Origin of the sequence: Nonomuraea sp. NPDC048881 (assembly GCF_040649795.1) — a bacterium.
In the GTDB taxonomy this organism is placed as follows: Bacteria; Actinomycetota; Actinomycetes; order Streptosporangiales; family Streptosporangiaceae; genus Nonomuraea.
On sequence record NZ_JBEZGC010000011.1, the window covers coordinates 221861 to 245466 of the forward strand.

A 23606-nucleotide genomic window follows, 5' to 3' on the forward strand; every position below is an offset into this window, starting at 1 on the left:
TGGCATCCATGGCGGAAGCTCCACTGATGACCGATTCCGAGCTGTCCGACGCGTTGCGGGCGCTGGCGAACCCGACCCGGCTGCAACTCCTGACCTGGTTGCGGGAGCCGGAGCGCCACTTCTCGCTGGAGGGGGCGATCGCCGACCCGGTGGAGGTCGGGGTGTGCGTGACGCACATCCAGGCCAGGGTGGGGCTGGCGCAGTCCACGGTGTCGGCGTACCTGAGCGAGCTGCAGCGTGCGGGGTTGGTACGCGCCACGCGTGTGGGCAAGTGGACGCACTACAAGCGCGACGAGCGGCGCATCGCCCAGCTCGTCGCCACCCTCGGCCGCACGCTGTAGAGACAGCACGCCGTAGAAGCAGCACGCTGTAGAGGCAGCACGCCGTAGAGGCGGCACCCTCCCGCGAAAGAGGCCGGCCGGTTTCCATGTATCGACATTTTGCGATATGTCTATGTACCTGAGGATCGACACACGATGAGGGGACGTCCCATGGGCAGCATCGACGGCCTGGATCTCGGCACGTTCGGGATCTACACGTTCGACTTCGAGCACGTGCCGGCAGCGCAGATGCGCGAGTCGATCCAGGAGCTGGAGGAGCAGGGGTGGCGGGCGTTCTGGATGCCCGAGCTGCTCGGGCGCGAGGCGCTCACGCACGCCGGCTTCCTGCTGTCGTGCACGCGGCGGATGCACATCGTGAACGGCATCGCCCAGATCTGGGCCCGCGAGGCCAGGTGGACGTACGGCGCCGCCCTGCTGCTGGCCGACGCCTACCCCGACCGGCACGTCCTCGGCCTGGGTTTCGGCGGCGCCCCCCGCCCCGGCACGACCCCGCTGACCGCCATGCGGACCTACCTCGACGAGCTGGACGAGCTGGAGACCGTCAACCCGGCTCCGAAGTCAGGCGTGCGCCGCCTGCTGGCCGCGTACGGGCCCAAGATGCTCGAACTGGCCCGCGACCGCGCGGCGGGCGCCCAGACCTACCACGTCAACGTCCCGCACACCGCCGAGTCACGGCAGCTCCTCGGCCCGGACGCGTTCCTGGCCGTCGAGCATCCGGTGCTGTTCGAGACCGACCCCGCCAAGGCCCGCGCCGCCGCCCGCGAGCACCTGCGCCCCTACCTGAGCACGCCGTACAACGTGGCGAAATTCCGGCGGCTCGGGTACGCGGAGGACGAGATCACCGGCGGCGGCAGCGACCGCCTGGTGGACGACTTCGTCTTCTGGGGCGATCTGGACACCGTCATCGGCAAGCTGCGCGCCCACGTGGACGCCGGCGCCGACCACGTCGCCGTGCAGGTGATCGGGATCGAGCCAGGCCGGACGGCGATGCCCCACTGGCGCGAGCTGGCCGCCGCCCTCTCCCCCGGCCGTGACTGACCGCACCCCTCAGACATACAAACGATCGGTCGTTAATATAGTTTGACGGCATGACCTCCGAGTCCGGCCGGTGCGCCGCATGCTGACCTCACGCTGGATCCCCGGCCCCGAGAGCGACCGGCCGGGGCCGCTGGTCGCCGCCCTGACGGACTTCCGCATGCGGCGGCTGCTCGACCTGCCCGGCATCGCCCGGCACGGCCGGTCCCTGAGCCGCCACTGGCCCGGCCTGCCCGGCGCGGTGGGCATGTGGCTCTGGGCTGACCTCACCGGCCGCCGGGTCGGCTCGCTGTCGGTGTGGCGGAGCGAGGAGGACCTGCGGGGGTTCGTCCGGTTGCCCGAACACGTCGCCATCATGCGCGCCTATCGCGACCGGGGCACCCTGCGCTCCCGCACGTGGCCCGTGGACGCCCTCGACCGCGGCGCCCTGCTGCGGTCGCTGCGCTGACCCGCCGGTCGATCCGGCCGGCCGGCCCGCTCATGGCGGACCGTTCCGCGGGCACGCTAGGGTCGGGCGGGAACGGCAGCCGGAAGGCGGGGACGGATGGCGTGGGCAGCCCGGGTGGTCGCCGTCGTCCTGGCCGTGGTCTCGCCGGTGCTGGTGCTCGCGGCGGTCCTGATGTACGCGGCGCTGCCGCCGGAGTGGCGGCTGCCGGAGATCTTCAGCCCGCTGGCCGCGGCGGGGGTCACCTTCCCGGCCTTCAGCGCGTTCCTCATCGTGCACCGGCCGCGGCTCAGGCTGGCGTGGCTGATGTGCGCGGGCGGTCTGGGCGGCGCGGTCAACACGTTCTGCCAGTCGGCGATGCTGGCCGCCGCGGCGGGCGGGGATCTCCCGCTGGCGGGGTTGCTGAGGTTCCCCGCGCAGGTCGGCTGGGCGGTGTCCGGGCTGCTGCTGGAGATGTTGCTGCCGCTGTACTCCCCCGACGGCAGGCTGCCCTCGCGGCGCTGGCGTCTGGTGGTGCTGCTCGGCGCGGTGTCGACCGCGGTGGAGCTGGCCCACATGTTCCTGCGTCCCGACCCGCCGGCCGAGGGTTATCCGCTGCCCGCGGTCATCCCCAACCCGTTACAGGTCCCGGAGCTGGCGCCGATCTGGCCGGTGGTCACGGTGGTGGCCTGGACCGGGATCCTCTCGACGCTGCCGCTGGCGGCGTGGTCGATGTTGCTGCGCTTCCGGCGGGCCGACCCGGTCGTGCGGCGGCAGATCGGCTGGCCGCTGTTCTCCTTCGGCGGGTACATCGTCTTCATGCTCGCCGGCGTCGTCGTGCCGGAGCTGTACTGGTTGTCGATCGGGTGGGCGGCGGTCATCCCCGTGTCGATGGTGATCTCGGTGACCCGCTACCGGCTCTACGGCATCGACACCGTCGTCAGCCGGACGTTCGTCGCCGCCGGGCTGCTGGCCGTGGTCGGCGGGGTCTACTTCGGGATGGCCACGCTGTCGAGCCTGCTGGTGTCGGGGTACCACCAGGTCGCCGGGCTCGCCTCCGCGCTGCTCACCGGCGCGTTCTTCCAGCCGTTGCGGCGGGCGCTGCAACGCGCGGTCGACCGCCTGCTCTACGGGCCGGTGGGCGATCCGCGCGTCCTGGCCGAGCGGCTGGCGCAGGAGGTGCGCCGGGGCGATCCGGCGCAGGCGCTGGCGGCGGTGATCGGCGTGCTGCGCGAGGGCCTGGCGGTACGCGGCGTCGCCGTCGAGGTGACCAGCGGCGAGCCAGGCCATCCGGTCACCGTGGCGGGCACGGACCGCGGGCAGGTCGGCGACTCCCCGCGCGAGGTGCCCCTGATCTGGCACGGCGAATGGGTGGGCCGGCTGCTGGTCGGCCCGCCCGCCGCGCGGCGCTTCCCCGCCGCGCACGACGAGCGGGTGCTGGACACGCTGGTCCCGTACGCGGCCGACGTGGCCCACGCGGTCCGCCTGGCCGCCGACCTGCAACGTTCTCGCGAACGCCTGCTGGCCGCCCGCGAGGAGGAGCGCCGCCGGCTGCGCCGGGACCTGCACGACGGCCTCGGCCAGACGCTCAGCGGGCTGGCGATGACCGTCAACATGGCCCGCGTCAGCCTCAAGAGCTCGCCGGAGGCGGCCGACGGGCTGCTGCGCGAGCTGCGTACCGGCATGGACGCCGTCACCGGCGACCTGCGGCAGCTCGTCTACGGCCTGCGCCCGCCCGCCCTGGACGACCTGGGCCTGGCCGCCGCCGTGCGGGCGCTGGCCGCGCCGGACGGCCCGGCCGCGGAGGTGATCGCCGAGGGCGACCTGACCGGCCTGCCCGCCGCCGTCGAGGTGGCCGTCTACCGGATCGCGCAGGAGGCGCTGACGAACGTGCGGCGGCACGCGCGGGCCACCCGCGTCCGGGTCGAGCTGCGCCGCGAGCCCGGCGCGCTGCGCCTGCTGGTCGCCGACGACGGCCGCGGCCTGCCGCCCGAGCACCGTTCCGGCGTCGGCCTGACCTCGATGCGCGAGCGCACGGCCGAACTGGGCGGCATCTGCCTGGTCGGCGGCGCGCCGGGGACGGGCACCACGGTGGAGGTCATGCTCCCCGTCCAGCCCTGACCGTGCGCCTTACCGGCCGGACACCCTCCTGTCACGTAGAGTGCTGGACGATCACTCTCGGTAACTCCCATGGAGGTGTCCATGAAGCTCAAGGGCCGTCTCACCTGCGCCGTGGCCGGTGGCGCGCTGCTGACCGTCGCGCTCACCACTCCGGCCGCGGCCGACTCGCTGGCCGCCGGCGGGCCCGTCGGCGCGCTGCTCCAGCCGGTGCTGGACGTGTTCAACATGGTCAACGACACGTCCACCCTCGGCGCCCTGCTGCCCGGCGGCATCATCTCCGCCCGCTGACGCTCGCCCTCCCCCCGGGGCGACCGCGCACCGCCCTGCGGGCCCGGCCGGGGCGTACCGTGGTTCGCGGCGGTCACGGCGGAGGGCGGGAGCAACGTGCAGGGGTGGGAGCCGTCCACTGTCGTCAGTGACGAACTGGTCGACCCGACGCCGGTCGCCGCGCTCGCGGCCCTGTTCGACGACGGTGTGCCGGTGCCGGGACCGGGCTCGGAGCTGCCGCCGCTGTGGCATTGGGCGGCGCTGGCGCGCTGGCCCGTCTCGTCCGTGCTGGGGGGCGACGGGCATCCCGTACGCGGCTCGTTCCTGCCACCCGTCGGCCTGCCGCGGCGGATGTTCGCCGGGGGCGAGGTCGTCTTCCACGGGCCCCTGCGGGTGGGCGAGACCGTACGCAGGCAGAGCACGGTGGAGTCGGTCACCGAGAAGTCCGGGCGGTCGGGACGGCTGGTCGTGGTGGTCGTGCGCACCCGGCTGACCGGCCAGGACGGCAGCTCCGGGCTGGAGGAGCGGCAGGACCTGATCTACCGGGAGGCCGTGGCCCCCACCGGTCCGGCGGCGGCCGAGGAGGCCATGGCGGCGCGGGCCGCCGGTTCCCCGTTCCGCAGGGCGGGCGCCTGGGAGTGGCACTTCGACACCAATCCGACCCTGCTCATGCGTTTCTCGGCGGCCACCGCCAACGCCCACCGCATCCACTACGACTGGCCGTACGCCACCCGCGTGGAGGGCTATCCCGGCCTGGTGGTGCACGGGCCGCTGATGACGCTGGCCCTGGCCGAGACGCTGCGGCTGGAGGGGCGTCCCGAGCGGGTGACGCGCATCGCGCATCGCAACAACCGCCCGCTGTTCTGCGGACAGCGGGCCCGGCTGCTCGGCCGCAGGACGGCGGACGGCTTCGCGCTCGACCTGACCGGCCCGGCTGCCGCGACGACCGGGCCGCACACCACCCTGACCGTGACGGCCCGGTAGGCGCCGCTCGGGGGCTGCGCCGCGACGGCCCGCGCCGCCCTGCCCCCGGCCCGCGCGGGCCCGTCAGGGGGTGATGACGTGTTCGGCCAGCTCGCGGGCGGCGGCGGCCGGGTTCGTGCCGGGGCGGGTCGCGCCGACGGCGAGGGTGCCGTCGATGAGGATGAGGAGCTGGTCGGCGGCGTGGCCGGGGCGCGGGTGGCCGAGCGCGGTCAGCTCGCGCGCCAGCAGCTCGTGCACCTGCCGGCGGTAGTCGCGGGTGATCTCGTGCGCGGGATGGGCGGGGTCGGTCAGGCCGAGGTCGGCGGCCAGGTAGCGGCAGCCGTGGAAGCCGGGCATGGCGACGATCTCGCCGATGCGGTCGAAGACGGCCAGCAGGCGCTCGCGCGGGTCGTGGCCGGCGGCGTCCATGGTGCGGCGGTAGTCGGCGGCGTCGGAGTCGGCAGCTGACCTGAGCACCTCGACGATCAGGCCGTCCTTGCCGCCGAAGTGCTCGTACAGCGAGCGCCGGGCCACGTGGGCCGCCTTGAGCAGCGCGTCGACGCCGACATTGACGCCCTGGCTGTAGATCAGCTGGTCGGCGGCCGTCAGCAGGCGCTCCCGGGGGCCCGGTCCCGTACGAACAGTCATGGATTCAGGTTGCCACGGGTTGACGAGTAGATCAACCGGTCGATATACATAGATAGACCGATCGATCTACCCGCTTCCTTCTGGAGGAACCGTGTCCTTCCCATCCACCGCCGACGTCATGGAGCGCTTCAACCGGGCCTTCGTCGAGCGTGACCGCCACCTGCTCGACGACCTGGTCGCCGAGGACTGCGTGATGGAGTCCGTGCAGCCGGCCCCCACCGGCGAACGCGTCACCGGCCGCCAGGCGTGCCTGGACTGGTGGGGCGCGCTCGTGGACGACCTGACCAGCGCGTTCGAGCCGCAGGAGGTCATCGTCGCCGGTGACCGCGCCACCATCCACTGGCACTACCGCTACGGCACCGGCCCCTCCGACTGGGTCAGCGGCGTCAACCTCATGCGCGTCCGCGACGGGCAGATCGTCGAGGCGCTCGGCTTCAGCAAGACCGCCGGCGAAGTTCCCCTGGCGACCGCCTGATGAACGTCATGCGCAGCTACCACGTCGACAGCGGAGCCGGCATCGAGGGCCTGTCGATCAAGGAACACCCCGTCCCCACTCCCGGCCCCGGGCGGGTGTTGGTCGCGGTACGGGCCACCTCCCTCAGCTTCCGCGAGCTGATGATCCTGCGCGGCGACTACGTGCTCCCGGTCAAACCGGACGTGGTGCCGGTCTCCGACGGCGCCGGCGAGGTCGTCGCGACCGGCCCCGGCGTCGAGTCGGTCGGCGTCGGCGACCGGGTCACCGCCACCCTGTTCCCGAGCTGGCAGGACGGCCCGTTCGCGCTGCGGCACCTGCCGCAGCTCGGCGGCTCGCTGGACGGCATGCTCACCGAGTACGCGCTGCTCGACGAGCACGCGCTCGTGCCGATCCCGGCCCACCTGTCCTACGAGGAGGCCGCGACGCTGCCCTGCGCCGCGGTCACCGCCTGGAACGCCCTGACCGGCGACGGCACCGGCCCGGTGCCCGGCCGGACCGTCGTCACCCAGGGCACCGGCGGGGTGTCGCTGTTCGCGCTGCAGTTCGCCAAGGCGCTGGGCGCCCGGGTGATCGCCACGACCAGCAGCCCGGCCAAGGCCGAACGCCTGTACGCGCTGGGCGCCGACGAGGTCGTCGACTACCGGGCCACCCCCGACTGGCCGGTCAGGGTGCGCGAGCTGACCGGGGGCGAGGGCGCGGAACACGTCATCGACGTCGCCGGCGACCTCGGGCGGTCGCTGGCGGCCACCGCGATCGGGGGCCAGGTGGCCAGTGTCGGGTTCGTCCTCGGCGACCCGCCGCCCCTCGACGCGCGGGCGGTCTTCAGCGCGGGAGCCACGCTGCGGGGCATCGCCGTCGGCAGCCGCGCGCAGTTCCTGGCCATGAACCGGCTCATCGAGGCCCACCGGCTGCGCCCGGTCATCGACCGCGTCTTCCCCTTCGACCAGGCGCCCGACGCCTACCGCCACTACGCGTCGGGCAGCCCGTTCGGCAAGGTCGTGATCACGGTGTGAGCCTGCTGGAGCCGCGCGCGACTTCGCCCTAGCAGGGGGTCTCGTGGAACTCCGGGTACGAGCCGCGGGTGCCCACCCACGTCACGTCGCCCACGCAGTTCTCGTACTTGACGCCGACCACCGTGGTCCGGGTGGAGTCGCTGTAGTAGTACGTCTCGCAGTGGTAGTCGATCTGGCAGGCGCGGGCCTGGGCGGGGGAGCCGACGACGGTGAGCGTGCCGAGGGCGAGCAGGACGGCGAGCGATGCGCGACGAATCATGGAGATCCTCTCTGACGCGAGGAAGCGCTACTGCCCCTGATGATCGATCGCCGGAGCGAACAGTTCAATACGGTTCATCACAGTTCAATGCACCAGATGCCGGGTACCCGTCGCGAAGGCGAAATGATCGCCCCTGTCACCGACATAGGATCTTTTCATCTGGTAGATGGCCGATTGTCGAAAGGCTTCCATGACCCACCCCCTCAGCCGCCGGTCCGCCCTGCTGGGGGCCGCGGCCGTGGCCGGTATCGCCCTGTGGGAGAAGCCGGCCGAGGCGACCGGCGCCGCCGCGTTCGACGCGGCCCGGGAGCGATGGGTGAGCCTGCTGGCCGGCGCCACGTACGACCCGGCGTACCTGGACAAGACGCAGGCCGTCGAGGGTTCGGCCAACGCGGTGCTGCGCAAGATGGACCCCGCTCCCGGCCGGCCGAGCCTGTGGCCCGACCTGCCGCTCGACGACCCCCGTACGGGCAACTTCAACCGCGCCTACAACCGCATGCGCACGCTGGCGCTCGGCTGGGCCACGCCGGGCACCGACATGCACCGGGACCAGCGGGTCGCCGAGACCGCGGCCAGGGCTCTGGACTTCCTGTACGAGCACGCCTACCGCGAAGGCCTCGACCGCCGCGGCAGCAACTGGTACTGGTGGGAGATCGGCGTCCCGCGCGCGCTGACCGACACCTGCGCCCTGCTCTACGACGGCCTGCCCAAGGACGACCTGCGCCGCTGGCTGCGCCCGCTGCGCCACTGGTGCCCCGACCCCGAGCGCCGCGTCAGCCACCCCGGCGTGGTCGAGACCGGCGCCAACCGGGCGAGCAAGGCCATGGCGGTGGCGATGCGCGGGCTGCTCACCCACGACGCCCGCCTGCTCAAACGGGCCAGGAAGGCCGTCTCCGACCTGCTGCGCCGCACCGGCGGGCCGGGCGACGGCTTCTACCGCGACGGCTCCTTCATCCAGCACGGCGTGTTCCCCTACAACGGCAGCTACGGCGTGGACTACCTGGAGAGCGTGGCCAAGCTGATCGCCATGCTGGCCAGGTCGCCGTGGGAGATCCGCGACGTCGGGAACGTCTACGACATCGTCGACCGCTCGTTCACGCCGTTCATCTTCGACGGGCTGATGATGGACTGCGTGCGCGGCCGGCAGATCTCGGTGCAGGGCCACCGCGACCACCACTCCGGGCAGAAGGCGGTCGAGGCCATCCTGACGCTGCTGGAGACGGCGCCCGAGCGCCACGCCCGGCGCTGGCGGCCGATGGTGAAGGGCTGGCTCACGCGCAACCAGGCCGTCCCGTACGCCGCGGTCGCCCCGCTGGCGAGCGTCGCGCGGGCGGAGGCGCTGCTGGCGGACGCGTCCGTGCCGGTCGGCCCCCGCACGACCGGCACGTACGTCTTCGCCGACATGGACCGGGTCGTGCACCGGCGTCCCACCTGGGCGTACGCGATCGCTATGAGCTCGGAGCGCATCGGCGCGGCCGAGGGCATGAACCAGGAGAACCTGCACGGCTGGTACACCGGCGACGGCATGACGTACCTCTACACCGCCGACCTGACCCACTGGAACGACGACCTGTGGCCGACGATCGACCCGTACCGGCTGCCGGGCACCACGGTCGACACCCGCGGGCGCGCCGACCTCCCGCACGGCGCGCGCCGCCTGCCGCCCACCCCGTGGGCGGGCGGCGCGGCGCTCGACGGCGAGTACGGCGTGGCGGCGATGAGGCTGATCGCCGACGGCTCCTCGCTGCGGGCCAGGAAGGCGTGGTTCCTGCTCGACGACGGCGTGATCGCCCTCGGCGCCGGCATCACCGCCTCCGACGGCCGCCGCGTCGAGACCGTCGTGGAGAACCGCAACACCCACGGCGCCCATCCCCCGCTGACCCGCGGCGACGGCTGGATCCACCTGTCCGGCGTGGCCGGGTACGCGCTGCTCGACGGCGCCGAGGCCAAGGTGATCCGCGAGCGGCGCACCGGGCGCTGGCGCGACATCGACACCGGCGCCACCACCGGCGGCGACCGGACCCCCGTCACCCGGCACTACACGACGATCCTGGTGGACCACGGCGTCGATCCGCGCCGGGCCCGCTACGCCTACGCCGTGCTGCCCGACGCCACCGCCGAGCAGACCGCGGCCTACCGCGAGCGGGTCCAGATCCTGGCCAACTCCCGCACGGTGCAGGCCGTCAGCCGGGACGACCTGATCGCCGCCGTGTTCTGGCGCGCGGGGACCGTCGAGACCCCGCACGGGCCGCTGGCCGCCGACGGGCCGTGCGCCGTGCTGCTCCGCCACGACCGTCACCGGGTCCGGCTGGCCGTCGCGGACCCGTCCAGGACCGCCGACGAGGTGCGGATCAAGCTGCCGTGGCCGGTCAGGTCGGTCAAGGAGGGCGACCGGGGGGTGCGCCGGTCCAAGCGGGCGGTCAAGGTCGAGGTCGGCGGCAGCCGCGGGCACACCCGCGCGGCGGTCCTGCGCGTCTGAGCCGGGGCGTCGCCGTTCAGGAGACGCCGGTGGGGGCGTGCGGCAGGAGCTCCGCCATCGGGACGCCGGGGTCGGCCAGCCGGCGCGGATCGGCGGTGTGCCCGGCGGCGACCAGGGCCCGGAGGTGGCCGGCGGCGTCCTGGCCGTCCGTCTGGCCGTCCATGGTCAGGGCGGCCACCGGGACGCCGCGGTCGAGCCAGAAGGCGGTGAATCCGGGCTCCCCCGGCTCGCCCCTGGTGACGACGCGGTCGGAGGTGGTGGGCAGGCCGACGTATTCGAGGGTGGACCCGTACTGCGTGGAGAAGAAGTACGGGACGTGGTCGATGGTGACCGGCTCGCCCACCAGCGTGGCCGCGGCGGCGGTCCCGTGGACGACGGCGTTGTCCCAATGCTCGATCCGGACCGGTTTCAGGTAGCGCGGGTGCCGGTGGCGGGCGACGTCGCCGGCGGCCAGCGCGGCCGGGTGCGAGGTGCGCAGGCAGCCGTCGGTGACGATGCCGCCGTCGACGCGCAACCCCGCCGCCTCGGCCAGCTCGGTGCGGGGGACGGCGCCCACGGCGACCACGACGAGGTCGGCCGGGACGCGCCGCCCGGCGACCGTGCGCACCGCCTCGACCGAGCGCGTCCCGAGCACGGCCTCGACGCCGTCGCCGGTGAGCAGCTCGACGCCGTGGTCGAGGTGCCGGCGGGCGACGGCGCCGCCGATCCGGTCGCCCAGCACGTGGTAGAGCGGCGTGGGCAGCGGGTCGACGACGGTCGTGCGCACGCCGAACGCGCGGGCGGCGGCGGCGACCTCGCAGCCGAGCCAGCCGGCTCCGACCACGACGACGGCGGAGGCCGCGCGCAGGGCCGCGCCGAGGCGTTCGCTGTCCTCGCGGTCGCGCAAGTAGTGGACGCCGTCGAGGTCGGCGCCCGGCACCCGGAGGCGGCGCGGGCGGGCGCCGGTGGCGATCAGCACCTGCCCGAACGGCAACTCCACGTTGCGCCCCAGCTTCACCCGCCGGCCGTCGAGGTCGAGCAGGGTGGCGGGGGCGCCGAGGGCGAGGGCGACGTCCTGGGCGGCGTAGAACCGCGGGTCCAGGACGTCGAGCTCGGCGGCCTCGGTGGTGCCCAGCAGGTAGCCCTTGGACAGCGCGGGACGCTGGTAGGGCAGGTGGTGCTCGGCGCCGACGAGCGTGAGCGGCCCGTCGTAGCCGTGGTCGAGCCGCAGGGCCCGCGCGGCCTGGGCGCCGGCGAGACTCGCGCCGATGATGACGATGCCGGGATCGGCGGGCATGGGGACACTCCTTGTGAACGGGACCGGGGTGGCGCGCGGGGTCAGACGACCTGGAGGCCGGCGCGGGGGTGTCAGACGACCTGGAGGTTGGCCATCATGGCCATGTCCTCGTGCTCGGCGTTGTGGCAGTGGAAGAGGTAGCGGCCGCGGTAGCCGTCGAACCGGGTGATGATCTCCACCGACTCGCCCGGACGCAGGGAGACGGTGTCCTTCAGCCCAGCGTCATGGGGCAACGGCGGCCGGCCGCTGCGCGCGAGCACCCGGAAGCCGACCAGGTGCAGGTGTACGGGGTGGTGGACGTCGGCGACCATCCGCCACACCTCGACGTCGCCGAGGCCCACGGTGACGTCGGACCGGGCGGGGTCGAACGGCAGCCCGCCGATCAGCCAGCCGCGGCCGTCGTGCATCCGGCCGGCGCGGAAGGACAGCTCGCGCACCCGGACGGCGTCCGCCCGCCGCCACTCCGGCAGGTCGGTGGACAACACGCGCGGGACCCGGCTGTCGTCGGCCGCGGCGCGCGCGACCCGGAAGGCCATCACGTCCCGGGTGCGGCCCGAGCCGAGCCGGTTGACGATCCGGACCCGCCCGCCGACCGGGACGCGGGCGAAGTCCACGACCACGTCGTAGCGCTCGGCCGGCGCGATCGGCAGGACCTGGTGGGTGACGGGGGCCGCGAGCAGCCCCTGGTCGGCGCCGATCTGCACGAGGTCGAGCCGCCGCCCGTCGTCGAGCACGGCTTCGAGCTCGTAGTGGCGGGCGTTGGAGGCGTTCAGCAGGCGCAGCCGGTAGCGGGCCGCGTCCACCTCGTGGACGGGCCAGGGGGCGCCGTTGACCAGGATCACGTCCCCGAGCACCCCGGCCAGGTACGGTTCGAGCACGCCAGGCCGCTCCCGCAGGGTGGGGTCGAGGGCGGGGTAGGCGAGCTCGCCCTCGGCGGTGAACGCCCGGTCGGCGATCATGAGCGGCAGCTCGCGCGGCCCCGCGGGCAGGCCGAGCGCCTGCTCGGCGTCGTCGCGGACGATCTGCAGCCCGGCCAGGCCGCGCCAGATCGCGGGGGCGGTGAAGTCCATCCGGTGGTCGTGGTACCACAGCAGCGTCGGCCGCTGGTCCAGCGGGAAGGTGTAGTCCCTGGTCCGCCTGCTCAGCACGGCCCGGGGGTCGCGCATGTTCCCCATGCCGGAGCCGTGCGCCATGTGCATGGTGGGCTCCGTCCAGCCCTCGGGCAGTACGAGGTCGGTCGGGTAGCCGTCGGAGGCGGCCGGGGTGCGCCCGCCGTGCAGGTGGACGACGGTCGGCACGGGCAGGTCGTTGCGGTGCGTCACGGTGATCGGCCGGCCCCGGCGGGCCTCGATGGTCGGCCCGGGGAAGGTGCCCCCGTACGTCCAGGCCCGGGTGCGCACGCCGGGCAGGATCTCCAGGGTCGTCTCGCGCTGGACGATCTCGTAACGGTCGGCGCCGCCCGCGGTGCCGGACGGCGCCAGCACGGCGGGGATCGGCAGCGGCACCTGGAACGGCGGCGGCAGCGGCAGGTCGCTGCGCAGCTCGGCGCCGGTGATCGAGGGCCGCCGGGCCATCGCGGCCGAGGCGCCGAGCCCGGTGGCCGCCATCAGCCCGAGCGCGCCGCCGATGCCGAGCGCCTGCCGCCTGGTCACGCCGCGCGCCGGCCGGTCGAGCTCAGGCATCGCGGGCCGCCCGACGCGGGAAGGGGCGGCGCCAGACGTCGATGAACTGCACCGTGAGCGCGGCGACGGTCGCCACCCCCAGCGGGATGTGCAGCCACAAAGCGCCGTCGAGCCCGGCGAAGTACTGCGCCGTCTCGGCCGCCACCACCGCCGCCGTGGCCAGGAACGGCCCGCTGCGGCGCAGGCGCGCCCACACCACGATCGTCACGATCAGCTGCAGGTAGCCGATGGAGGTGACCACGTCGGCGCCGAGGGAGTGCCAGCGCAGGCTGTCGTAGTCGCCGGTCAGGTAGACGCCGGCGAACACCGGCTGCCCGGCGATCGCCACCATGTGGGCGCTGACCGTCGCCCGCAACGTCCAGCCCACGGGTGCCGTGCGGCGCGTGGCATCGGCTCGCGGTCCGTCGACCACGCTGAGCATCGGGGGTCCTCCTCATGTCCGTCCTGGTGGAACGCCTCCGACGCTATGGCTCCTGAGTTATCTTGTCCAAGATCTATATTGCTATGGTGTTATGCGTTGGGAGGCATGATGGATCTGAACGCCCTCCGCCAGTTCCTGGTGGTGGCCCGGCTCGAACACCTCAGCGCCGCCGCCGAGGAGCTGCGCGTCGCGCAGCCGTCCCTGAGCCGGACGATCGCCCGCCTGGAGAGCGAGCTGGGCACGCCGCTGTTCGACCGCGGCGGCCGGCTCCGCCTGAACGGCGCGGGCACGCTGTTCCGCGGCTTCGTCGAACGGGCGCTCGGCGAGCTCGACGCCGGACGGCGAGCCGTCGCCGAGGCCGCCGAGGGGTTCGGCACCGTACGCCTGGCCTCGGAGACCTTCCTGACCCTCACCGGGCCGCTCGCGGCCTACAAGCGCGCCCATCCCGCCGCCGAGATCGAGCTCCACTGGGCCCCCGCCGACGACATGACCCGCCGCCTGCGCGCCCAGGAGTTCGACCTGTGCGTCGCCTCCCAGCCGATCCACGCCGACGGGCTGGAGGCGGCCGAGCTGCTGGACGAGCCGGTCGGGCTGGCCACCGCGCTCGACCACCCGCTGGCCGGCCGTACGTCGGTGACCATCGACGACCTCGCCGACCAGCCCTTCGTCACCGCCCGCAAGGGACACTGGCAGCGCCGGCTGCTCGACCGGCTCTTCGCCGCCAGGGGCCGCACGCCGCGGATCGTCTGCGAGGGCGACGAGTCCAGCGCCATCGCCGACCTGATCAGCACGGGGCTCGGCATCGGGCTCGTCCCGTCCCTCGCCCGCCGCTCCACCACCCGCGCCCCGCTGGCCTGGGTGGACGTCGACGACCCCGACTGCCGCCGCACGCTCACCCTGTTCTGGGGCGCCGACAGCCACCTGTCCACCGCCGCCCGCCTGATGCGCACCACCATCACCAGCTGGGACTGGCTGGCCGGCGAACCCCAGGAGAAACGCTCCTGACCGGCTCGGCGTGATCCGGCCGGTTGATCACCCGTGCCCGGTTCCGCCACGCTGGGCACGTGGTGTACGGGAAGCGGGCCAGGATCAGGCTCCCGGTGGTGGAGCTGGGCGACCGCCGTGCCCTGGAACGATGGCGGCCGGCCGACGAGGAGACGGTGGCGCGGGCCCGGCGACTGAAGGAGCAGGCGCTGCTCGATCTCGGCATGACGCACAGCGCGATCGCGTCCTGGATCTACAGCAAGTGCTCGCACCAGATCCCGACCACGGCCGTGGACACCGCGGCCGTGCTCGCCTCCGGGGACGGCACCTGCCTGCTGCTGTACAACCCCGGCTTCTTCGTCGCCCTGGGGCTGGAGGGCGTGCGCTTCGTGCTGTTCCACGAGGCCCGGCACTTGGTGCAGCGGCATCTCTTCGCCGATCCCGTCCTGCGCGACGACCCGGTCTTCACGCTGGCCTGCGAGGTGACGATCAACCACGTCGCCATGGTCCGGCTGCGCCAGACCGGGCTGCCGGAGATCGGCGGCCAGCCGGTGGGCGTCGATCCCGCGCTGATCCACCGCGCCTACCGCGACGACCTGACGGCGCAGGGGCTCGACTGGCTGCCCTACGACGACTTCGTGGCCACGGACTTGGACGTCTACCGGGAGCTGCGCCGGATGCGGCACCCGCCCGTACCGGGGCCGCTCTGCGTGCACCTGCTGCTGGAGGGCGCCGGGCTCGACCAGGAGACGGTGGACAGGATCAGCTCCGACGTGCTGCGCAGCGTGCTGATCGCGGCCCGGCGCGGCGGCGCGCTCGCCCGCGGCGAACTGCTCGACCTGCTCGACCGCACCCGGGGCGGCGGCGATCGCGCCGACCGAATCTGGGGCGACCTCGGCGCGCACGCCCTGCGCGGCCGGACCGTCGCCACCCGCCGGGTGCACTGGTGGCAACAGTGGCTGGTGGACGTGCTGGCCTCCAAGCTCCGTCCCGGCGAGCGGCTGGTCTACCCGAAGAAGCGCGGAGCGCTGCTGGCCGCGCTCGGCCACGATCCCGTCCTCGCGCGGCGTGGCCCTGAGCGGGTGAGGAGGCTGGTCATCGCCCTGGACACGTCGGGGTCGATGCCGGACCCGGTGGTGCGATGGGTGACCGACCTGGTCGGACAGGTGGACGGCGTGGAGGCGCGCTGGCTGAGCTTCGACGGCGCGATCATGCCGTTCCGTCCCGGCGAGCGCGTGCACGGAGGCGGCGGGACGGACTTCGGCCTGGTCCGCGACTACGTCGAAGGCCGGCACGCGGTGAACGGCGAACGGGTCGAGGAACCTCCCGACGCGGTGATCGTGCTCACCGACGGCCACGCCCCGCCGATCACGCCCGCCGAGCCCGACAAGTGGATCTGGCTGATCACGCCGGGCGGCGACGACTGGCCGGACCGGCACCGGCCGCCGATGGCCTGCCACCGCGTACGCCCGTTGGCGCCGGAAGATCTCAGCCCCTAGCGTGTCGGATCGTGAATGCCACGACCGTCACCTCCGTCAGGGCCCTCGACATCCACGGGTGCGCCGCCGGTCTGCTGCGCTTCGCGGCCCCGTACGAGGTGGACTCCCTCCTTGGCGATCCGCTCGCGCAGGGCGCCTTCGTCAGCCACGGCATGCTCAACCGGGTCGTCGCCGAGGCGCTGCTGCGCCGTCCCGGCCCGAAGCGGCTCCCGCCCGCGGACGTGCTCCTCGACCTCGGGACGTGCCTGCCCGGCCGGCTGCTCGACCTGGACGATCCCCAGGTCAACGGCCAGCTGTTCCTCTCCCCCGGGATGCCGCGCAACCTCCTCAGGCAGCTAGCGCACCAGACCTCCCGCCACGACGGCCGCACCCCGCTGCCGTTTCCCCAGGACGTGCTGGAGGCGGCGGTCACCCAGAGACACCAGTCGTTCCTGCTGCACGCCGCCGACCCCGGCCTCGCGGCCCGCGCCCTGCGGACCCTGGGCAGGGGCGCGGACCCGCACGGCGCGATCCAGGCCTGCCGTACCCTGCTGGACGCCGGGCGCACCGCCGAGCTCGCCGAGCTGGTGAAGCACGACCTGCTGCCCGATGTCCGCTGGGGCGCCGGGGAGGCGGAGCCGAGCGTGAGCGCGTACGCGCGGGCCGCCCTGACCAGCGAGGAGGGCGCGACGCGGCTGCGTGAGGCGAGCGAGCGCCTGCGGCGTCCCGAACGGCTGCGTTCGGCCGCCGAGCTGGCCGACGCCGCCGCCCGCACGCCGTACGGCGCGCGGGCCCGCTCGGTCGTCCACCGGCGGCACCCGTCGATCCCCCGGGTGGACTGGGCCGCCGTGCTCGACGGCGAGCCGGAGCGGCGGCGACGCGAAGGCCCGCTGCCCTACCGCGCGGCCAGGCTCATGGCGCAGCGCGCGGACGTCCCTGAGGGGCTGCTGCTCCTGGCCGTCGCCGACCATCCCGAGCTGGCGCCGCTCGTCCCCAGCCCGTCACCCGCGCTGCTCGCCCTGGTCCGCGACCGTTTTCCGGCGGTCGGCGCGGGCGCGGTGGCGAAGGTCGCCGGGAACGGCTACGTCGCCGGCACGCTGACCGCCGAGGAGATCGTCGCCGGCCTGCCGCCCGAGGCGCTCGACCGGTACGCGGAGTCGCTGTGGCTGCCCGGCCTGCGCGGCACGGCGGCGGTCCGCACGCTGCTCGGCCGGGACGGCGACGTGCCGCTGCGCCCGTTCGTCGTGGACGAGACCGGTTCCGGCCCGCGCCGCCGCCTGCGGACCCCCGGCGTACGGGCCCACTGGGACGCCGAGACCCTCTACGGCCAGCTGGCCGCCGCCGAGCTGCGGCGGCTCGGCGAGCTGACCGCCGACGAGCTGCTGTCCATGGTCAGGCCCGAAGCGGTGCTCGCGCCCCCGCCCGGCGTGCTGCCGGATCCGCGTGTGCTGCGCCGGCTGGCCGAGCTGGTCCACCGGCACCTCGGCGGCAGTCCCGAGGCGTGGATGGTGGCGCTGCGGCTGCTCACGGAGGGTTTCGTCGGCACCTTGCCCGAACTGCTGGCCACGGCGGGCGCGGTCGCCGGCTGACACCTCACCAGGGTGCGACCCGGTAGTCCTTCAGCAGGCATCCGTACGGCGGGTCGCCGGCCTCGCCGCGCACGATCGGGTCGTACACGCGGGCGGCGGCGTCCACCGCGTCCAGCGGCGGGCGGAACCCGGCGGCGGCCCGGCGGCGCCGGTCCGGGTCCGGTTGCTGGTCGGAGAACCAGCCCGGGTCCACGCTGGTGACGTAGACCCCGGCGGCGGCCAGCTCGGCGGCGCTGGTGAGGGTCAGCATGTTCAGCGCGGCCTTGGCCATGTTGGTGTGCGGGTGCTCGGGCCCCTTGTACACCCGGCCGAACTGACCCTCGGCGGCCGAGACGTTCACCACGTACCTGCGCGGGCGCGGCGAGCCCACGAGCAGCGGGCGCAGCCTGCCGATCAGCAGGAAGGGCGCGGTCACGTTGATGAGCTGCACCTCCAGCAGCTCCACCGGGTCGACCTCGTGCACCAGCCGGGTCCAGGAGTTGTCCGGCGCGGGGTCGGGGAGCAGTCCCGCGACGTCCACGGCGACGTTCACCGCGGTGTCCGGCGCGCCCTCCTGCGGCGGAGGCGTCTGCCCAGCGGTCAGCTCGGCCGTGTGCTCGCCCGCGAGCAGCGCCTCGTAGGAGGCGGCGGGCGGGCGCACGGTCTGGGCGGCCAGGTTCACCAGGATGTCCAGCGGCTCTCCCGCGGCCACCTGCTCGTCGCACCACCGCACCACCGCCGGGACATCCCGCAGGTCCATGCCGGTGACCGTGAGCCGGTCGGCCCACTTCTCGTGACCGGGCACGGCGGCGAAGCGGCGGCGCGCGTCCTGCGGGAACCGGGTCAGCGCGGTCACCGCGGCCCCGTCCCGCAGCAGCTTCAGCACCAGCTCGAACCCGGCCTTCACCCGGCCGCCGGTGACGACGGCACGCCTGCCGGTGAGGTCCGTGCGGGCCGTGCGCCGCCGCGCGTTCTCCTCGGCGCACACCGGGCAGAGCCGTTCGTACCGCTTGTCGGCCGCCCGGAAATGGGCCTTGCAGACGTAACACGTGATCAGGCCGTCGATGCGCGAGGACGGCTCGGCCGTGCGGGCGACGGCCCCGGCGGCCGGGCCGGGGACGCCGGTGGTGACGGCCGGAGCGGGGACGCCGGTCGTGACGGCCGGAGCCGGGACGCCGGTCGTGACGGCCGGAGCGGGGGCGCCGGCGAGCGCGGCCGCGTCCCGCTCGACGAGCCGCCGCCGCGTCCCGGCCCGCTCGTGGTGCCGCGTCCTGCTGAGGAAGGCTCGGGCCGCTTCCCGGACGCGGACGCGATCGGGATCATCCTCGGGCGCCTCGGCCAGCTCGGAGAGCACTCTCAGGCACGCCTGCAGGTCGTCGTCGCGCACAAATCAGATGATATTGCTGGGTCTGCCCCGCTCTACTGAGATCCATGGGAGGAACACGGGTGACGTCGAAGCTGGCCGACTTCATCGACGCGATGATCGATCTGGGCATGACCGGCCAGGTCTTCGGCGCGCACGGCATCGGCAAGACCTCGACGTTCTTCTCCCACCTCAGGGACCGGTACCGCCTGGTGTACGTGCCTGCCGCCAACCTGACCCCCGACGACCTGCTCGTCAACGCCCCGGTACGGCAGGACGGCCGGCTCGTCCTGCGCCAGCTCATCATGAGCCGGCTCAAACCCGGCCGCCCCTTCGTCCTGCTGATCGACGACTCGCTGCAGGCCGGCGACCTCATCCAGGCGCAGCTCATGCAGATCGCCTCCTCGTGGACGCTGGGCGAGCACGACCTGCGCGCGCTCGGCTGCGTGGGCGTCTTCCTCACCGACAACGAGTCGGCGGAGGAGACCGCCGCACGCCGTACCGACCTCGCGATCCTGGACCGCATGACGACGCTGCGGATCACCGCGGCGGACACGGCCTGGCGGCAGGCGCTCTCCCGCAGGTTCCGCGGCACCGACCTGTCCGGGGTCTTCCGCGTGTGGGCCTCCCTGCCGGCCGAGCTGCGCCACCGGTTCTCCCCGCGCACGCTGGAGCACGTACTCGACTGCGCGCTGGCCGGGTTGCCGCCGCACTGGGGCCTGCCGCTGCTCAACGGCGAGCGGCTGCGTCTGGCGGCGCCCCGGGCCGACGGCACGCCCGGCCCCGACCAGGCGCCGGAGATCCTGGAGCGGATCGTCGCGGAGCTGCGCCGGGCGGGCGCGGACGTGCCCGCGCCCGGCCATCTGCCCGACGCGGTCCGCAGGGTGGTGCGCGAGGCGCTGCGGCGGCGCTGGGCCGTGCTGGTCCAGGGCCCGCCGGGGTGCGGCAAGACCGAGGTGGTCAAGGAGGTCGTACGGGAGGAGCTGGGCCGCGACCCGATCTACTTCTCGCTGCCGGTCACCAACGTCGAGGACCTCTGCGTGCCGCTCCCCACCGCCGACGGCACGCTCGACAACCTGCTCGCCGGGATCTTCGTCGGCCCCGAGCCCAAGGCGATCGTGTGGGACGAGTACAACCGGCCCAAGGATCGGTCGGCCTTCGCCAGGCTCATGGAGGTCACCCAGGAATGGTCGCTGGCCGGGCGGCGCATCGAAGGGCTCCAGGCGCAGGTCGCGCTGCAGAACCCGCCGTACCATCTGGGCCGCAGGCTGCTGGTCGCGCGCAACACGATCGCGCAGGCCTCCCGCTTCACCGTCTCCCTGGACATCGGCCCGGACGACATCCCGGCGAACGAGTGGCTGATCGCGCGGTACGGCGCGGTCGCCGAGACCGTCCTGGAGTGGTGGAAGAACGACATCGACGACGAAGGTCGCGCCTGGCTCACCAAGCGCACCCTGGAACGCCTGATCAAACTGCACGGCCGCGGGCTGCCACTGGAGATGGCGAAGATCTACCTGGGCGACGGCGAGTACGCGCCCGTCCCGCTCACCGACCTGGAGGCCAGGCTCGCCGACCGCCGGGTGACCGGGCTTCGCGAGCTGACCGACGACCTCGACCGCTGGGCCGAGCGACTGCGCCGGGCGGCGGACGAGGGCCCCGAGGGCACGGACGCGAGCGACGTCGTGCACCGCGTCCTGGCCAACGCCGAGCTGTCGCAGCTGCGCGCCCACCGGGGCACCGCCGCCCGTCTGGCGCCCCTGCTTCCGCCCAAGCTCAAGGCCACCTACCTGATGGGGGTGGACGGCGAGCGCCAGCGCTTCTGGATCGACGTCTTCACCGGCCGGCCCTGACCTTCCGAGGCGCCGTCCGCGCCGGGAAGCGGTCGTGGTCTACGGCGGGGGTGCGCCGATCCGGCGGCGGTAGGCGTCCATGTCGACGTTGGCGCCGCAGACGATGGTGACCACGTGCCGACCGGCGAAGCGGTCGCGGTCTTCGAGGATCGCCGCGACGCCCAGCGCGGCCGACGGCTCCACCACCAGGCCGGCGTGGTCGAGGAGCAGCCGCATGCCAGCCACGATCGACTCCTCCCGCACCAGGACGGCGTCGTCGGCGACCACGAGGAGGTCGGCCAGGACGGCCGGGATCGGACGCCGGCCCGCGACGCCGTCGGCGATGGTGCGGGTCGGGCCGGTGGCGACGACGCGCCGCTGTCGCCACGAGAGGGTCATCGCGGGCGCGCCCAGCGGCTGGACGCAGATCACCTCGACGCCGGGCGCGAGCTCCTTCAGCACGTGCCCCACGCCGGTGGCCAGCGCCCCGCCGCCGAGGGCGATCAGCACGGCGTCGTACGGCGGCACGGCGTCGTACGGCGGCACGGCGTCGTGCGACGGCACGGCGTCGTGCCGCGGCAGGGCTCCGGCCAGTTCCAGGCCGATGGTCGCGGCGCCCTCGCAGGTCTCGATGTCGAGGCTGTCCTCGACCAGCCGGATGCCGTGGTGCCGGGCCATGGCCGCCGCCCGCTCCCGGGCCAGGTCGAAGTCGCCGTCCACGAGCTCCAGCCCGGCGTCCAGGGCGCGGATGCGGTCGAGCTTGGCGGCGGGCGCGGAGCGGGGGGCCACGACGGTGACGTCGAGGCCCCGCCGGCGGCCGGACCAGGCGAGAGCCTGGCCGAGGTTGCCCGCGCTGGCGCACACCACGGCCCGTGCGCCGCCGTAGGCGAGCAGGCTCGCGACCAGCTCCGTGCCGCGGGCCTTGAAGCTGCGCACCGGGTTCGCCGTCTCCAGCTTGACGCTCACCGCGCACCCGAGGTGGGGCTCCAGCGCCGGGCAGGGGAACAGCGGCGTGTCGAGGAACATGGGGTCGATCATCGGGCGTGCCGCCCGGATCCGAGCAGTGTCGAGCCGCGTCTCCCGCACGGCACAGGAGCGTAGCAACGGCTGGGCCGTGAGAAGCCGGACACGCGGCGCGACCGTCCGTACACTTTCTGTCGCTGGTCTGCGGGGGCTTACGGCCCGGTCAAGAGAGGGCGGGGTGGGGAGCGATGAGCGAGGTCCACGGCGGCGGGCCGCCGCCGGGCGCCGCGGAGGCCGCCGGGCCGGAGTCGGTGACCTGTCACGAGGATCTGGTGAGGCTGCTGGCCGAGCAGTTCGCCCGGGCCGACGTGTCGCTGCGGGAGTTGCAGGCGCGGGCCGACAGGTCGGGCGGCGCCCGGTTGCCGCGCAGCACGTGCGCGGACATGCTGGCCGGTCGGCGCTTTCCCAAGAAGGCGGTCATGGTGGCGTTCCTGCGGGGGTGCCGCGTGCCCGAGCACCAGCTGCCCGCGTGGGAGCGGGCCTGGGACCGGGTGCGGATCAGCCGGCTGCCCGCCGGGTCCTGGGACGACCGCGGCTCGCCGGCGTCCGACGGCCCGCATACGTTCGGCAGCCCGCAGGCGTCCAGCAGCCCGCAGACGGCTGGCAGCTCGCAGGCGTCCGGTGGCATGCTGTCGGCCGCGGTCGGCTCGGCGGGGCCGGTGCTGCCGGGCGGGGCGGTGTCGGACGTGGGCGGTGGCGGGCTGCGGCGGGCCGTCCTGTTCGCCGGGATCGCCGTGCCGGTGGCCGCCGCGCTGGTCCTGGCCGTCGTCGTCGCCCTGCGGCTGTCGGGACGGCCAGAGCCGCGGCCCGAAGGCGCGTCCGGGCAGACCGTGGACCCCGGCCAGATCGTCACCGACGACGGCCGCGCGTTCCCCCGCGGCGGGTCGAGCCGGTTCACCGTGAGCGTCAGCCCGGCCAACACCGGCGTACGGCTGATCCGCCGGCTCGACGCCGGCGTCGGCCTGCAGGACGCGACCATCGCCGTGGACGGCGTGCCCGCGGCGAGGTGGCGGCCGCTGCTGGAGGACGCCGTCCACAAGTGGCGGAACCAGATCGTCGATCTTCCGCCGAGGCTGACGGCGGGCCGGCGGGCGCTCACCGTCGTCAACACGTGCGTGTCCGAGACGGGGTTCAACGAGTTCCTCTACACCGTGGAGCACCGGATCAACGGCGTCTGGTCGGTCGCCGACCGGGTCGACGTGGGCCCCGACCACCCCGCCAGCGAGGCGGCGCACGACTACCGCGTCGTGCGCGGCGACTGGGCCCACCACCAGACCTTCGCTTACCCGCCACGAAAGGAGGACTGGGACGTTCGCTAACATAGCGAAGTACTTCATAATGAAGTGCGTAAACAAAGGATCCCCATGGCCTCCATCCGGCACGAAGTCGTCATCGACGCCTCCCCCGACCACATCTGGGACGTCCTGCGTGACGTCGGAGCCGTGCACGAACGGCTGCTCCCGGGCCGCGTCGAGGACACCAGGCTGGACGGCGACCAGCGGTTCCTGACGTTCCCCGACGGGCACGTGATCCGCGAGCTGATCGTGGCGATCGACGACGACGCCCGCCGTCTGGCCTACGCGGTCGTGGAGGGCGCGAGGCCGCCGCTGGCCCACCATCACGCCTCCTTCGAGGTCCGTCCGGAGGGCGAGGGGGCCGGCCGGCTGATCTGGATCACCGACGTGCTGCCCGACGCGCGAGCCGCCGAGGTCGGCCTGCGGATGCAGTACGGCGCGGCGGAGATGAAACAGACGATCGAAACCACGTCCCGCCACTAACCCCCGCGCCACCGACCGCCGCCGCCCCACCGCGACCCGCCGCTGCGCCGCCACAAAGGCCCGCACGGGTACTGGCTCAGAACCCTGTGCCGCGCCCGGCACAGGGCCCAGCACAAGGGGGCCAGCACAAGGGGCCCAGCACAAGGGGGCCCGGCACAGAGGCGGGGCATGGGAGTCGG

The 23606-nt window shown here is 74.0% G+C and carries 22 protein-coding genes; 15 read left to right on the forward strand and 7 right to left on the reverse strand.

Going from position 1 to position 23606, the window contains the following annotated elements; all coding sequences use genetic code 11:
* The first annotated feature begins 8 nt into the window (after window positions 1-8).
* The 6 genes from AB0C33_RS34475 (at window position 9) to AB0C33_RS34500 (ending at window position 5172) form a co-directional block, all read left to right on the forward strand.
* On the forward strand, window positions 9-341 hold the full coding sequence (locus tag AB0C33_RS34475; RefSeq protein ID WP_358294980.1) for a metalloregulator ArsR/SmtB family transcription factor: 333 nt from the start codon (window positions 9-11) through the stop codon (window positions 339-341).
* A gap of 135 nt (window positions 342-476) precedes the next feature.
* Window positions 477-1379: a TIGR03620 family F420-dependent LLM class oxidoreductase gene (locus tag AB0C33_RS34480; protein WP_358294982.1), complete on the forward strand. Its 903-nt coding sequence runs from the start codon at window positions 477-479 to the stop codon at window positions 1377-1379.
* A 79-nt stretch (window positions 1380-1458) separates the two neighbouring features.
* The gene (locus AB0C33_RS34485; RefSeq protein ID WP_358294984.1) at window positions 1459-1824 is read left to right on the forward strand and encodes a hypothetical protein; all 366 of its coding nucleotides are present in this window, start codon (window positions 1459-1461) and stop codon (window positions 1822-1824) included.
* 96 nt (window positions 1825-1920) lie between these two features.
* Entirely contained in the window at window positions 1921-3921 is a 2001-nt protein-coding gene (locus tag AB0C33_RS34490; RefSeq protein ID WP_358294986.1) for a sensor histidine kinase, read from the forward strand.
* Between the two features lie 81 nt (window positions 3922-4002).
* The gene (locus AB0C33_RS34495) at window positions 4003-4209 is read left to right on the forward strand and encodes a hypothetical protein (RefSeq protein ID WP_358294988.1); all 207 of its coding nucleotides are present in this window, start codon (window positions 4003-4005) and stop codon (window positions 4207-4209) included.
* Window positions 4210-4305: 96 nt separating this feature from the next.
* Entirely contained in the window at window positions 4306-5172 is an 867-nt protein-coding gene (locus tag AB0C33_RS34500) for a MaoC family dehydratase N-terminal domain-containing protein (protein WP_358294989.1), read from the forward strand.
* Between the two features lie 63 nt (window positions 5173-5235).
* On the opposite strand, the gene AB0C33_RS34505 is transcribed toward AB0C33_RS34500, so the two are convergent.
* Window positions 5236-5799, reverse strand: a complete 564-nt coding sequence (locus AB0C33_RS34505) for a TetR/AcrR family transcriptional regulator (protein ID WP_358294990.1) — start codon at window positions 5797-5799, stop codon at window positions 5236-5238.
* Between the two features lie 91 nt (window positions 5800-5890).
* Here AB0C33_RS34505 and AB0C33_RS34510 point away from each other — a divergent pair, with 91 nt between their 5' ends.
* Both AB0C33_RS34510 and AB0C33_RS34515 read left to right on the forward strand, forming a co-directional pair.
* Window positions 5891-6274 carry a nuclear transport factor 2 family protein gene (locus tag AB0C33_RS34510; RefSeq protein ID WP_358294991.1) on the forward strand — a complete coding sequence of 128 codons (384 nt, stop codon included), beginning with the start codon at window positions 5891-5893 and terminating at the stop codon, window positions 6272-6274.
* Between the two features lie 8 nt (window positions 6275-6282).
* On the forward strand, window positions 6283-7287 hold the full coding sequence (locus tag AB0C33_RS34515; RefSeq protein ID WP_358294992.1) for an NAD(P)-dependent alcohol dehydrogenase: 1005 nt from the start codon (window positions 6283-6285) through the stop codon (window positions 7285-7287).
* A 28-nt stretch (window positions 7288-7315) separates the two neighbouring features.
* On the opposite strand, the gene AB0C33_RS34520 is transcribed toward AB0C33_RS34515, so the two are convergent.
* Complete coding sequence (locus AB0C33_RS34520) at window positions 7316-7546, reverse strand: DUF6289 family protein (RefSeq protein WP_358294993.1); 231 nt, start codon at window positions 7544-7546, stop codon at window positions 7316-7318.
* 190 nt (window positions 7547-7736) lie between these two features.
* Between AB0C33_RS34520 and AB0C33_RS34525 the strand changes: the two genes are divergently transcribed.
* On the forward strand, window positions 7737-10025 hold the full coding sequence (locus AB0C33_RS34525) for a polysaccharide lyase 8 family protein (protein ID WP_358294994.1): 2289 nt from the start codon (window positions 7737-7739) through the stop codon (window positions 10023-10025).
* A gap of 16 nt (window positions 10026-10041) precedes the next feature.
* Here the strand turns inward: AB0C33_RS34525 and AB0C33_RS34530 are convergent, their stop codons facing one another.
* The 3 genes from AB0C33_RS34530 to AB0C33_RS34540 all read right to left on the reverse strand — a co-directional run bounded on the left by AB0C33_RS34530 (window position 10042) and on the right by AB0C33_RS34540 (window position 13404).
* Complete coding sequence (locus tag AB0C33_RS34530) at window positions 10042-11301, reverse strand: FAD-dependent oxidoreductase (protein WP_358294995.1); 1260 nt, start codon at window positions 11299-11301, stop codon at window positions 10042-10044.
* Window positions 11302-11372: 71 nt separating this feature from the next.
* Entirely contained in the window at window positions 11373-12983 is a 1611-nt protein-coding gene (locus AB0C33_RS34535; RefSeq protein WP_358294996.1) for a multicopper oxidase family protein, read from the reverse strand.
* A complete protein-coding gene (locus tag AB0C33_RS34540; protein ID WP_358294998.1) occupies window positions 12976-13404 on the reverse strand; it encodes a hypothetical protein in 429 nt (142 codons plus the stop codon). Before AB0C33_RS34540 ends, AB0C33_RS34535 begins: the two co-directional genes overlap by 8 nt.
* Before the next feature lie 105 nt (window positions 13405-13509).
* On the opposite strand from AB0C33_RS34540, the gene AB0C33_RS34545 reads away from it, so the two are divergent.
* From AB0C33_RS34545 to AB0C33_RS34555, 3 genes are read left to right on the forward strand one after another with little or no spacing between them, the layout of a single operon-like run.
* Window positions 13510-14409 carry a LysR family transcriptional regulator gene (locus AB0C33_RS34545; protein ID WP_358295000.1) on the forward strand — a complete coding sequence of 300 codons (900 nt, stop codon included), beginning with the start codon at window positions 13510-13512 and terminating at the stop codon, window positions 14407-14409.
* 59 nt (window positions 14410-14468) lie between these two features.
* Complete coding sequence (locus tag AB0C33_RS34550) at window positions 14469-15887, forward strand: hypothetical protein (protein WP_358295002.1); 1419 nt, start codon at window positions 14469-14471, stop codon at window positions 15885-15887.
* 11 nt (window positions 15888-15898) lie between these two features.
* Window positions 15899-17455 carry a hypothetical protein gene (locus AB0C33_RS34555; protein ID WP_358295004.1) on the forward strand — a complete coding sequence of 519 codons (1557 nt, stop codon included), beginning with the start codon at window positions 15899-15901 and terminating at the stop codon, window positions 17453-17455.
* A 4-nt stretch (window positions 17456-17459) separates the two neighbouring features.
* On the opposite strand, the gene AB0C33_RS34560 is transcribed toward AB0C33_RS34555, so the two are convergent.
* A complete protein-coding gene (locus tag AB0C33_RS34560) occupies window positions 17460-18821 on the reverse strand; it encodes an SDR family NAD(P)-dependent oxidoreductase (RefSeq protein WP_358295006.1) in 1362 nt (453 codons plus the stop codon).
* A gap of 59 nt (window positions 18822-18880) precedes the next feature.
* Between AB0C33_RS34560 and AB0C33_RS34565 the strand changes: the two genes are divergently transcribed.
* Window positions 18881-20647 carry an AAA family ATPase gene (locus AB0C33_RS34565; RefSeq protein WP_358295007.1) on the forward strand — a complete coding sequence of 589 codons (1767 nt, stop codon included), beginning with the start codon at window positions 18881-18883 and terminating at the stop codon, window positions 20645-20647.
* 39 nt (window positions 20648-20686) lie between these two features.
* On the opposite strand, the gene AB0C33_RS34570 is transcribed toward AB0C33_RS34565, so the two are convergent.
* Entirely contained in the window at window positions 20687-21712 is a 1026-nt protein-coding gene (locus AB0C33_RS34570) for a pyridoxal-phosphate dependent enzyme (RefSeq protein ID WP_358295009.1), read from the reverse strand.
* A 125-nt stretch (window positions 21713-21837) separates the two neighbouring features.
* On the opposite strand from AB0C33_RS34570, the gene AB0C33_RS34575 reads away from it, so the two are divergent.
* Window positions 21838-22968, forward strand: a complete 1131-nt coding sequence (locus tag AB0C33_RS34575) for a hypothetical protein (RefSeq protein WP_358295011.1) — start codon at window positions 21838-21840, stop codon at window positions 22966-22968.
* A gap of 45 nt (window positions 22969-23013) precedes the next feature.
* Complete coding sequence (locus tag AB0C33_RS34580) at window positions 23014-23427, forward strand: SRPBCC family protein (protein WP_358295012.1); 414 nt, start codon at window positions 23014-23016, stop codon at window positions 23425-23427.
* Window positions 23428-23606: the final 179 nt, after the last annotated feature.